This is a genomic window from Lapillicoccus sp. (assembly GCF_046595215.1).
GTDB lineage: Bacteria > Actinomycetota > Actinomycetes > Actinomycetales > Dermatophilaceae > Lapillicoccus.
Genome location: NZ_JBKJPP010000122.1, coordinates 1 through 9,362, shown reverse-complemented (window position 1 = coordinate 9,362; position 9,362 = coordinate 1). Strand labels below are relative to the sequence as shown.

The following is a 9,362-nucleotide window of genomic DNA, read 5'->3' as shown; positions in this document are numbered from 1 at the left end:
GGCTTTCGAGCTCGGAGTCGCCTATGCGCAGCAGCGTGAGACCTTCGGGAAGAAGATCGTCGAGCACCAGGCCGTGCTCTTCCGGCTCGCCGACATGGCGGTCAAGGTCGAGGCCGGTCACGAGATGATGGTCAAGGCCGCCCGCAAGAAGGACTCCGGCGAGCGCAACGACCTCGAGGCAGGCATGGCCAAGTACCTTGCGTCCGAGTACTGCTCACAGGTCGTGGAGGACTCCTTCCGCATCCACGGCGGCTACGGCTACTCCAAGGAGTACGAGATCGAGCGCCTCTACCGCGAGGCGCCGATGTTGCTCATCGGGGAGGGCACGGCCGATATCCAGAAGATGATCATCGGGCGGCGCCTCCTCGAGGACTACAAGATCTAGCGGCGGCACCCCCGGATCACGACGAGACAGACGTCGACAGGTCACGATCCGGCACAGCCCGTCATCACGGCCCCGCCCGTCTCCGTCGAGCCGTCCCGTCTGAGAGACTGGCCCCATGAGCATGCAACCGGGCACCCTCCGTGCCGTCCGCGCCAGGCTGGCACTCGAGTACCCCATGTCGCTCGGCACGTTCGATGCCTACGAGGATGCGCAGAAGGCCGTGGACACCCTGTCCGACAACCAGTTCCCCGTGGAGAACTGCCTCATCGTCGGCACCGAGCTGAAGCAGCTCGAGCGCATCACCGGACGACTGACGTGGGGGCGAGCCCTCATCGGTGGGGCGCTCTCCGGCGTCTGGCTCGGGCTGTTCGTCGGGCTGATCTTCGCCCTCTTCGCCGGTCAGAACAACGTCTTCTCGCTGGTGGCGTCGACGATGGTGTTCGGGGCGATCTTCGGTGCGGTCTGGGGTGCCATCACCTATGCGGCCACCGGGGGGCACCGCGACTTCATGTCGGTCAGCCAGGTCGTCCCGAGCAAGTACGAGGTGCTCGTCGAGCACAAGCACGCGCTCCGGGCGCGCGAGATCCTGGCCAAGGCCGGCGTCGCCACGGCGGGATTCCCCGGTGGCGCGGCCTCGGGCCAGGGCGGAGCCGGGCCGAACATCACCGACCGCTCCGACGGGGGCGCGCCGGTCTGAGGCCCACGGGGGATCTCGGAGAGCTGTAACCCTCTCCGGGCGACAACTCTGCGAAGTGCGAGGTGGTCGGGGGTCAGCAGAGCCGGCAGGGTGGGGCGGTCCGGGGGTCAGCCGCGCCGGATGCCAGCCAGCCAGGCCTCGACCTCGTCAGAGCTGCGGGGCATCGCCGCAGACAGGTTCTCGTGGCCGTCGGCGGTGACGAGGACGTCGTCCTCGATCCGGACTCCGGTACCGCGGAACGCCTCCGGGGCGAGGTCGTCTTCGGCCTTGAAGTAGAGCCCGGGCTCGACCGTGAGGATCATCCCCGGGACCAGCTCGGCGTCCATGTAGTCCGCCCGGGTCGCGAGGGCGCAGTCGTGCACGTCGATGCCGAGGTGGTGGCTCGTGCCGTGGACCATCCACCGACGGTGGTACTGCCCGTGCTCCTTGTCCAGGGTCGCCTCGACGTCTACTCCCTCGGGGAGCAGGCCCCACGCGTGCAGGTGCTCGGCGATGACGCGGATCGCCGCGTCATGGATGTCGGAGAACCTGGCGCCGGGCCGGACCGCGGCGATGCCCGCCTGCTGCGCGGCATACACCGCGTCGTAGATCGTGCGCTGGGCCTCGGTGAAGATGCCGTCGACCGGCAGGGTGCGGGTGATGTCGGCGGTGAAGAGGGACTCGACCTCCACCCCGGCGTCGAGCAGCAGCAGCTCGCCCTCGCGGACCTCACCGGTGTTCCTGATCCAGTGCAGCGTTGTGGCGTGGTCGCCGCTCGCGCAGATCGAGTCGTAGCCGATGCCGTTGCCCTCGTGCCGGGCGTGGAGGCCGAAGACACCCTCGACCCACCGCTCGCCCCGGCCGTTCGACACGGCGTCGCGCAGCCCGGCGATGACCTTCTCGAACCCGGTGTGGGTCGCGGCGACGGCCTGCCGCATCTGGTCGATCTCCCACTCGTCCTTGACCAGTCGCAGACTCGAGAGGAAGGCAGCCAGCTCGTCGTCGAGATCCGTTGCCGCCGTGGAGGTTTCGGCCTCTGCGGCGGCGATGCTACGTGCCGCGTCGACCTGTCCCGCGACGTCGCGGTCGGCATCCCGGACGACCCGGACCGTCACCTGCCCCGCGTCCTTGCCGACGGCGTCGGCGAACTCGTCGATGTGCCGAGCGACCAGGCCGAACTCCGCCTCGATGTCCTCGAGGCTCGGGCGGGGCCCCACCCAGAACTCGCCGTAGCGGGTGTCGCCGAAGAACTCGTCCGAGTCCCGGCCCCCCCACGGCCGGAAAAAGAGCACGGCGTCGTGACCGCCCTCGGCGCGCGGTTCGAGGACGAGCACGGCGTCGGGCTCCTGGTCGCTCCCGAACCCGGTGAGGTGGGCAAAGGCACTGTGCGGCCGGAAGACGTAGTCGCAGTCGTTGCTGCGCACCTTGAGGCCGCCGGCGGGCACGACGAGCCGCTCACCGGGGAAGCGGTCGCTGACCGCGTCGCGCCGACGCTCGGCGTACGCGGCGACCTCGGCCCGCTCGGGCGAGGTGCTCGATCGCGCAGCCCAGCCGGACTTGACGAACTCCCGGAACTCGTCGGTGGTGGGGCGGGCGCGGTTCTCGCTCTGCTGCTGTTCTTCGCTCACCTGCACATGGTGCCACGGCCGAGGGACCCCGTATGCCGAGTGGTGTCCTGCACGGGGCCGCGGCCTCAGCCGTTGATGTCCGGGGCCTGGAGCCGGGCCTCGTCGGCCGACCAGTCGTCCGGCATCGTCTGCGAGACGCGCTCCGCCTCGACCCGCTGCTGGTAGTGCTCCACTTCGTTGTCGATCGTCGCGGCGTCCCAGCCGAGGATCGGCGCGACGAGCTCGGCGGCGGCCCGGGAGGCGCCCACGGCACGGTCCCACGTCTCGATCGAGAGGCGGGTGCGCCGGGCGAGGACGTCGTCGAGGTGCAGGGCACCCTCGTGGGAGGCGGCGTAGACGATCTCGGCCTTGAGGTAGTCCTCGCCGCCGGGGAGCGGTTCGCGCAGCTCGGGCCGCTCGCGGATGAGCTCGAGGACCTCGCTCGTGAGGACGCCGTGGCGCAGCAGCATCTTCTCGACCCGCTCGACGTGCAGCCCCGCCTGCCTGGCCATCGCCGAGCGGCCGTTCCAGACGGCCTGGTATCCGACGGCGCCGACCATGGGGATGTCCTGGGTGGTCGAGTCGGGCACCGATCCGCCGAGGGCGCGCGAGGCCTCGTCGATCGCGTCCCGGGCCATGATCCGGTAGGTCGTGTACTTCCCCCCGGCCACGACGACGAGCCCGGGCGCCGGGTGGGCGACGACGTGCTCGCGGGAGAGCTTCGACGTCTCGTCGCTCTCGCCGGCGAGCAGCGGCCGCAGCCCGGCATACACCCCCTCGACGTCCGCGTGGGTCAGCCGTGTCGTGAGGAAGCCGTTGACGTGGTCGAGGAGGTAGTCGATGTCGGCGGATGTCGCGGCGGGGTGGGCCTTGTCGAGGCTCCAGTCGGTGTCCGTCGTGCCGATGATCCAGTGCCGGCCCCAGGGGATGACGAACAGGACCGACTTCTCGGTGCGCAGGATGATCCCGGACGTGGAGTGGATGCGGTCACGGGGCACGACGAGGTGGATGCCCTTGGAGGCCCGGACGTGGAACTGGCCGCGCTCGCCGATCATCGCCTGCGTCTCGTCGGTCCAGACCCCGGTCGCGTTGACGACCTGGCGGGCGTGGATCTCGAACTCGCGCCCGGTGACCTTGTCGACGGCCCGCACCCCGGTGACCCGCTCGCCCTGGCGGATGAAGCCGACGGCCGCCACCCGGGTGGCGACGTGCGCGCCGTAGGTCGCGGCGGTTCGGGCCAGCTCCATCGTGTGACGGGCGTCGTCGACCTTGGCGTCGTAGTACTGGACCGCACCGGTCAGGGCGGACTTCTTCAGGGCGGGGGCGACCTTGAGGGCGCCACGCCGGGTGAGGTGCTTGTGCCAGGGCAGGCCGGCAGAGGCCCCCGACACGCGGGCCATCGAGTCGTAGAGCGTCAGGCCCGCCTCGACGTAGGGCCGCTCCCAGACCAGGTGGGTCAAGGGGTAGAGGAACGGCACGGGGCGCACCAGGTGCGGCGCGAGCCGGGTCAGCAGCAGGCCCCGCTCCTGGAGCGCCTCGGCCACGAGCCGGAAGTCGAACATCTCGAGGTAGCGCAGGCCGCCGTGGATCAGCTTGCTCGAGCGGCTCGACGTGCCCGAGGCGAAGTCCCGGGCCTCGATGAGCCCGGTCGTCAGGCCGCGGGTCACCGCGTCGAGGGCGCTGCCGGTCCCGACGACGCCGCCGCCGATCACGAGGACGTCCAGCTCGGTGTGCTCGCTGCTGGACGCCAGGTGCGCGATCGCCGCCGTGCGAGCGGCGGGGGACAGGGGCAGGGGATTCATCCGTCTCCGTTCAGGTCAGTCGATGTCGGTCCAGTCGAGGGTGCGCTGCACGGCCTTCTGCCACCCGGCATACCCCTCGGCGCGCTGCTCGTCACTCCAGCGCGGTGACCAGCGCCGGTCCTCCCGCCAGTTTTCGCGCAGCTCGTCGGTGCTGCTCCAGAAGCCGGTGGCCAGACCCGCAGCGTATGCCGCGCCGAGAGCAGTCGTCTCGGCGACCACCGGGCGGCTGACCTGCACCCCGAGGATGTCGGCCTGGATCTGCATGCAGAGGTCGTTGGCCGTCACGCCGCCGTCCACCTTGAGCACGCTGAGGTCGAGGGGCCTGCCGTGCTCGGCGCTGTCGCTGCACATGGCGTCCACGACGTCCTTGCTCTGGTAACAGATCGCTTCGAGGGTGGCGCGGGCCAGGTGCGCGTTGGTGTTGAAGCGCGAGAGCCCGACGATGGCGCCCCGCGCGTCGGCGCGCCAGTAGGGGGCGAAGAGGCCGGAGAAGGCGGGGACGAAGTACATCCCGCCGCAGTCCTCGACCTGGCTGGCGAGGCGTTCGATGTCGGACGCCCCACTGATGATGCCGAGCTGGTCGCGTAGCCACTGCACCGCGGAGCCGGTGACGGCGATCGCCCCCTCGAGCGCGTAGACCGGCTTTGCGTCCCCGAGCTGGTACGCGACGGTGGTCAGCAGCCCGTGGGCCGATCTGACGATCTCCTCGCCGGTGTTGAGGAGCATGAAATTGCCTGTGCCGTAGGTGTTCTTGGCCTCACCGGGGGCGAAGCAGACCTGCCCGACGGTCGCGGCCTGCTGGTCACCGAGGTCGCCGGCGATGGGGATCTCGCCCTGCCAGGGGCCGTGGGCGTAGGTGTGGCCGTAGAGGCTCGGGTCGCTCGACGGGCGAATCGTCGGCAGCATCTCGCGCGGGATGTCGAAGAACCCGAGTAGCTCGTCGTCCCAGTCGAGCGTCTGCAGGTCCATCAGCATGGTCCGGCTCGCGTTGGTGACGTCGGTGATGTGCTGCCCGCCCCGGGGGCCGCCGGTCAGGTGCCAGATCAGCCAGGTGTCCGTGGTGCCGAAGATCGCGTGCCCGGCCAGGGCCGCCTCGCGCACCCCGTCGACGTGCTCGAGGATCCACTGGACCTTGCCGGCGGAGAAGTAGGTCGCGGGGGGCAGACCCGCCTTGTGCCGGATGACGTCCCCGCGGCCGTCGCGGTCGAGGGCCGCGGCGATGCTGTCGGTGCGGGTGTCCTGCCAGACGATGGCGTTGTGGTAAGGGCGGCCGGTGCGCCGGTCCCAGACCACGGTCGTCTCGCGCTGGTTGGTGATGCCGAGGCTGTCGAGGTCGCTCGCCCGCAGCCCGAGGCGCGACAGCGCCGACCCGATGACCGTCTGGGTGCGCTCCCAGATCTCGAGCGGGTTGTGCTCGACCCACCCTGAACGGGGCAGGACCTGCTCGTGCTCGAGCTGGTGGCGACCGACCTCGCGACCGGAATGGTCGAACACGATGAACCTTGTGCTCGTGGTGCCCTGGTCGACTGCACCGACGAAATCAGCCATGCCCTCAGGCTGCCACACGATCTGCCAGAGTTGGGCCGTGTCCGGATCCGAGCCGCCGCCGCTGCGCCCACCCCGCTCCAGCCGGGTTGCCGGGTCCTCGCTGCGCAGCCGGACCGCCCACGCGGTGCGCCCGACCGGGCCCCCGACAGTCGGCATTCCCGTCTGGACCGGCCCGGACGGGGTGGAGCGGGACACCGCCCGCGCGGTGATCGACCTGGCGATGCGGGCCGCCGTCGCCCTGCTCGCCACCGGCGCATCGGCCGCGGACGTCGTTGGCACCGTGCTGCAACTGACCTCGTCCTACGGCCTGAGGTCGGTGCACGTCGACGTGACCTTCAGCTCGGTAACCGTCTCCTACCACCGCGGCCCGGGCGCCGAGCCGATCACCGTCATGCGCGTCGTGCGCACCCGGATCCAGGACTTCACCCGCCTCGAGCGCCTGCGCGAGCTCGTCCGCGAGCTCGTCCGCACTCCCATCGACGTCGAGGACGCACGCGTCCGGTTCGACTCCGTCATCAGCGCGCCCCATCCCTTCCGGCGCTGGGTCGTCACGCTGGCCGTGGGCGTCCTCGCCGCCGGAGTCTCGACCCTCGTCGGGGCGGGCCCGCTCATCGTCGTCCTCAGCCTGCTCACCTCGGCGGCGGTCGACCTCGTCCAGCACCGCCTCGGTCGGGTCGGCATCGCGGCCTTCTTCACCCAGGCGGTGGGGTCGGCGATCCCGACCGTCGTGGCCGTCCTCATCTCGCTCGTGCAGCGGGAGACGGGCTACCTGCAGGGGATCCTGCCCTCGCTCGTCGTCGCGTCGGGCATCGTCGTGCTCCTCGCCGGACTCTCGGTCGTCGGCTCGGCGCAGGACGCTATCGAGGGGTTCTACGTCACGGCCGGAGCGCGGGCCTTCGAGGTCCTTGTCCTCACGCTCGGCATCGTCGTCGGCATCACCGTCGTCCTGGCCCTGGCGCACCGGCTCGGGGTGTTCATGACGATCACGTCCGAATCCCGCAGCGACGCCAGTGGATGGGCGCAGGTGCTCGCCTCGGCGGTCATTGCGGCCGCCTTCGCCATCTCCTCGTACGCCGGGGTGCGCAGCGCCGCGATCGCCGCGCTGGCCGGTGGCGCGGGGTGGGCCAGCTACCTGCTCATGAGCGCGCTCGACGCCGGACGTCCCACCGCGAGCGCCATCGCCGCCCTGATCGTCGGGTTCACGACCCAGCTCGTCGCGCGCCGGCTGCGGTTCGCCGCGCTCGCGGTCACGACCGCGAGCATCGTGCCCCTGCTCCCGGGTCGGGCGGTCTACCAGGGGATCTTCGAGACCGTCTCCGACTCGGGCGGGCCGGGGCTCTACCAGGGTCTCGGGACCCTCCTCGGCGCCGCGGGGGTCGGGATGGGGCTCGCGGCCGGGGTCTCCCTCGGCACCTACCTCGCCCGGCTGATCCTGGACTCCCGGTCCGGGCGGCGCCGGCGCAGCGCCCCGGGCGCCCAGGGCCGCACCACCTGAGCCGGTGTGCCAGGACGCCCGCTGTCGCATACTGTCGCACATCCTGCTACAGTCGGAGTATGCCGCGGACCATACCCCAGCGGGAGTTGCGCAACGACAACGCGAAGGTGATCGAGGCCGTGACGGCCGGTGAGACGTTCGTCGTCACCCGCAACGGCGAGCCGGTCGCCGAGCTTCGGCCGCTCCGGGCCGGTCGCCGCACCTTCGTCGCCCGCGAGGAAGTCACGGCGCTGGCGCCCGCCGGCGTGCGAATCGACCGGCATCAGTTTCGCGCCGACCTCGACCATGTGATCGACCAGGGACTGTGACATGACGTCCGGGCTACTCGATACCTCGGTCGTCATCGACTGGCACGACCCGGTCGTCGCCGCAGCGTTGCCGGACCAGATGGCGATCTCCGTGATCACCGCGGCCGAGCTGGCGGCCGGACCGCACCTTGCCGCCACCCACGCCGAACGGGCGAAGCGGCAGGCGAGGCTGCAGGAAGTCGAGGCGACTATGGAGCCGCTCCGGTTCGATAGCGCGGCCGCGCGCAGCTACGGACTGGTGGTCGCCGCCGTCGTCCGCGCAGGACGGAAGCCGCGCAGCCGATTCGCAGACCTGCTGATCGCGGCTACGGCACACGCCAACGGCCTCGATCTGTACACACGCAACGGCGATGACTTCACAGGACTTGAAGACCTCGTCGACGTGATCGCCATCTGACCGCCGGATCAGTCCGGATCAAGGGAGACACACGAACATTCGCTGACGCCCGATCGATCTCGGCGTCCCGTCCGGGCCCGTCCTCGGCCAGGCGTTCAGGCCGTCCCGTCAGCCGATCGATCAGCGGATCTGTTGCTTCCTGCGCCGAGTCGGAACTCGTACAGGACCCGCCAGGAGTTGGGGGCTTGCGTGCCGGCAATCAGCAGGACCTCCTCGATGTGCGTGGACAGCGGCAGCCCCGTCTGCACGGCCTGTTCCGCTGCCTGGACCTCGGAAAGGCTGCCGAGCCTTCGCTCTGCGATGCTCAGGTGTGGGACCACCTCGTCGTAGGCGCCGCTGTAGGGAGGGTGATGGGGGAAGGCGTCACAGACCGCGGCGGTGAGGTCACGGAACGGGCGGGCGGGTTCGGGGTCCAGCCACAGCACGTCCTGACCGAACCACTGCGTGCGCGCGAAGCGGCAGTCGAAAGCGGCCACATGACTGTGCACTGCGGCCAAGGTGGCGATGAGGTGGTCATCGACCTGGCTGGCTGGACGAACGGGGTACAGAACAGTCAGATGGGCGGGCACACGTCAGGCGGCAGTCGCGTCGAGATAATGGCGGTGCTCGTCTACCAGAGGGCCAGCGCTCGGCGCGGGGAGATGATCGCCGTCTGCGTAGGAGACATTGTGGTGGCGATTAGGATTCTCAAGATGATCGAGGCCGGTAGCAGGAGGCGCAATCAGCCGGCGCTGCCGCCCGTTGTCTTCGCGGCCCTTACTCAGCCTGACCGCGCCGGGGCGCGACCGTGGCTGCACCTGCTGGACGACGAGGTCCGGCCTCGAGTCATGCGGAGCGACGAACCGGAGCTCGTCGTCTGGTCGTCGCTGTGGCTCAAACGATCTGACGCGGTGGTTCGCTTCGATCTTCCGCCCAGCGGCGACGGCACGGACTTGCGCTGGACCTTGCTCGTCGAGGAACCGGCACCCGGTGACGCGCTACTTGGGCACCTGCGCAACCGCCTCAACCAGCTGATCAACGCCGATCTGCGATATTCGTTCGGGCAGTGAAGCCGTCTCGCAGGCGGATCGTCTGCCAGGACATTGAAGGTCACCTCCGATCGGTGGGCGTGGCAAGGTTTGACCCATGACCGACGCCATGACCG

10 protein-coding genes are annotated in these 9,362 nt (G+C 70.2%); 6 read left to right on the top strand and 4 right to left on the bottom strand.

Annotated elements, in window-relative coordinates:
• A partial coding sequence (locus ACLL9L_RS09835; protein ID WP_411284471.1) for an acyl-CoA dehydrogenase family protein occupies positions 1-385 on the top strand: 385 nt, incomplete at its 5' end.
• A 115-nt stretch (positions 386-500) separates the two neighbouring features.
• Positions 501-1,082, top strand: a complete 582-nt coding sequence (locus ACLL9L_RS09830) for a general stress protein (protein ID WP_411284470.1) — start codon at positions 501-503, stop codon at positions 1,080-1,082.
• Positions 1,083-1,189: 107 nt separating this feature from the next.
• On the opposite strand, the gene ACLL9L_RS09825 is transcribed toward ACLL9L_RS09830, so the two are convergent.
• The 3 genes from ACLL9L_RS09825 to glpK form a co-directional block, all read right to left on the bottom strand.
• Positions 1,190-2,689 (bottom strand): aminopeptidase P family protein, encoded by a 1,500-nt coding sequence (locus ACLL9L_RS09825; protein ID WP_411284469.1) that lies wholly within the window; start codon positions 2,687-2,689, stop codon positions 1,190-1,192.
• A 65-nt stretch (positions 2,690-2,754) separates the two neighbouring features.
• Entirely contained in the window at positions 2,755-4,470 is a 1,716-nt protein-coding gene (locus tag ACLL9L_RS09820; protein WP_411284468.1) for a glycerol-3-phosphate dehydrogenase/oxidase, read from the bottom strand.
• Positions 4,471-4,485: 15 nt separating this feature from the next.
• On the bottom strand, positions 4,486-6,018 hold the full coding sequence (gene glpK, locus ACLL9L_RS09815) for a glycerol kinase GlpK (RefSeq protein WP_411284467.1): 1,533 nt from the start codon (positions 6,016-6,018) through the stop codon (positions 4,486-4,488).
• A gap of 37 nt (positions 6,019-6,055) precedes the next feature.
• Here glpK and ACLL9L_RS09810 point away from each other — a divergent pair, with 37 nt between their 5' ends.
• The 3 genes from ACLL9L_RS09810 (at position 6,056) to ACLL9L_RS09800 (ending at position 8,218) form a co-directional block, all read left to right on the top strand.
• The gene (locus ACLL9L_RS09810; protein WP_411284466.1) at positions 6,056-7,513 is read left to right on the top strand and encodes a threonine/serine exporter ThrE family protein; all 1,458 of its coding nucleotides are present in this window, start codon (positions 6,056-6,058) and stop codon (positions 7,511-7,513) included.
• Between the two features lie 86 nt (positions 7,514-7,599).
• Complete coding sequence (locus ACLL9L_RS09805; protein ID WP_411284465.1) at positions 7,600-7,821, top strand: type II toxin-antitoxin system Phd/YefM family antitoxin; 222 nt, start codon at positions 7,600-7,602, stop codon at positions 7,819-7,821.
• Position 7,822: 1 nt separating this feature from the next.
• Positions 7,823-8,218, top strand: coding sequence for a type II toxin-antitoxin system VapC family toxin (locus tag ACLL9L_RS09800; RefSeq protein WP_411284464.1), 396 nt, complete (start codon positions 7,823-7,825; stop codon positions 8,216-8,218).
• A 95-nt stretch (positions 8,219-8,313) separates the two neighbouring features.
• Here the strand turns inward: ACLL9L_RS09800 and ACLL9L_RS09795 are convergent, their stop codons facing one another.
• Positions 8,314-8,787 carry a 2'-5' RNA ligase family protein gene (locus ACLL9L_RS09795; RefSeq protein ID WP_411284463.1) on the bottom strand — a complete coding sequence of 158 codons (474 nt, stop codon included), beginning with the start codon at positions 8,785-8,787 and terminating at the stop codon, positions 8,314-8,316.
• Between ACLL9L_RS09795 and ACLL9L_RS09790 the strand changes: the two genes are divergently transcribed.
• The gene (locus ACLL9L_RS09790) at positions 8,728-9,267 is read left to right on the top strand and encodes a hypothetical protein (protein WP_411284472.1); all 540 of its coding nucleotides are present in this window, start codon (positions 8,728-8,730) and stop codon (positions 9,265-9,267) included. The genes ACLL9L_RS09795 and ACLL9L_RS09790 overlap by 60 nt on opposite strands.
• The last annotated feature ends 95 nt before the right edge of the window (positions 9,268-9,362 follow it).

Coding starts and splice junctions, on each gene's coding strand:
- ACLL9L_RS09830 (WP_411284470.1), top strand. CDS start 501: ATGAGCATGCAACCGGGCACCCTCCGTGCCGTCCGCGCCAGGCTGGCA.
- ACLL9L_RS09820 (WP_411284468.1), bottom strand. CDS start 4,470: ATGAATCCCCTGCCCCTGTCCCCCGCCGCTCGCACGGCGGCGATCGCG.
- glpK (WP_411284467.1), bottom strand. CDS start 6,018: ATGGCTGATTTCGTCGGTGCAGTCGACCAGGGCACCACGAGCACAAGG.
- ACLL9L_RS09800 (WP_411284464.1), top strand. CDS start 7,823: ATGACGTCCGGGCTACTCGATACCTCGGTCGTCATCGACTGGCACGAC.